The organism is Cedecea sp. B1(4), assembly GCF_059414925.1.
Genome location: NZ_JCAHMZ010000230.1, coordinates 1 through 310 on the forward strand (window position 1 = coordinate 1; position 310 = coordinate 310).

General features: G+C 65.5%; 1 protein-coding gene. It reads left to right on the forward strand.

What is annotated here, in order from left to right; genetic code table 11:
- A partial coding sequence (locus ACR6JA_RS22740; protein ID WP_494599736.1) for an FAD-dependent oxidoreductase occupies nt 1–310 on the forward strand: 310 nt, incomplete at both ends.

The window sequence follows — 310 nt, forward strand, 5'->3', positions numbered from 1 at the left end:
GCTCAAGGCCGTCGAACAGGGTGCGCGCGTCACGCTGATCGAGCGCGGCACCATCGGCGGCACCTGCGTGAATGTCGGCTGCATCCCGTCCAAGATCATGATCCGCGCCGCCCACATCGCCCATCTGCGCCGGGAAAGCCCGTTCGATGGCGGTATTGCGGCAACTGTGCCTACGATTGACCGCAGTAAGCTGCTGGCCCAGCAGCAGGCCCGCGTCGACGAACTGCGGCACGCCAAGTACGAAGGCATCCTGGGCGGTAATCCGGCCATCACCGTTGTGCACGGTGAGGCGCGCTTCAAGGACGACCAG